Origin of the sequence: Pseudomonas agronomica, assembly GCF_025917275.1 — a bacterium.
GTDB lineage: Bacteria > Pseudomonadota > Gammaproteobacteria > Pseudomonadales > Pseudomonadaceae > Aquipseudomonas > Aquipseudomonas agronomica.
Map to the genome: position 1 here is coordinate 1 of NZ_JAOSHO010000908.1, position 976 is coordinate 976.

A 976-nucleotide genomic window follows, 5' to 3' on the forward strand; every position below is an offset into this window, starting at 1 on the left:
ACTCAGGCTTTTTTGCAAACACCTCCCGCGGCAACAACCACCAAGCCAACGCCGGCAACAGAATCAAAGCCCCCAGCATATTCACCAAAAACATGAACGCCAGCAGAACCCCCATGTCAGCCTGGAACTTGATCGGCGAAAACGCCCAGGTCGACACCGCCACAGCCAACGTCATCCCCGTCAACAACACCACCTTGCCCGTGAACAGCAGCGCCTGGTAATACGCCTGAGCCAAGGTATCGCCGGCCCGCATCCGAGCCAGAATCACGCTCAACACATACAACGCATAATCAACACCAATGCCCACGCCCAGCGCGATGACCGGCAGTGTCGCGACTTTCACCCCCATGCCCAGCCCCACCATCAGCGCCTCGCACAGGATCGAAGTGAGCATCAGCGGCAACATCGCGCACAGGGTCGCGCGCCAACTGCGGAAGGTCACCAGGCACAACAGACTGACCGCACCGTAGACCCAGAACAGCATCTCACGCATGGACTTCTTCACGACAATATTGGTCGCCGCTTCGATCCCCGCGCTCCCGGCCGCCAGCATGAACTTGACCTCCGGCACCCGGTGCTCGGCGATAAATTGCTCACTGGCCTCCACCACCCGGCTCAAGGTGTCGGCCTTGTGATCAGCCAGGTAGACGTACAGCGACAGCATCGAACAACCCTGGTTGAACAGCTCTCGCGGCGCGCGGGTTTGCACGGCCCCCAGGGCGCCGTCATTGGGGATCAATTCATACCACTTGAAGTTGCCTTCGTTATAGCCCGCCGTGGCGATCTTGCTCAGTGCCGCCATCGAAGTGGTCGATTCCACACCTGGCAACTGCTCCAATCGCCAGGCCAGCGCATCGACCGCCGACAGGCTGGCGTAACGGGTGCATTGATCCTCCGGGGTCTTGATCATGACCACGAAGATGTCCGAGCTGGCCGCATAGTTTTGCGTCATGAACAGCGCATCACGGTTGTAGCG

General features: G+C 59.8%; 1 protein-coding gene. It reads right to left on the reverse strand.

The window, feature by feature from the left end; translation table 11 throughout:
- Window positions 1–976, reverse strand: a 976-nt coding sequence (locus OC610_RS28040; protein ID WP_264432873.1) for an efflux RND transporter permease subunit, incomplete at both ends; no start/stop codon positions are given.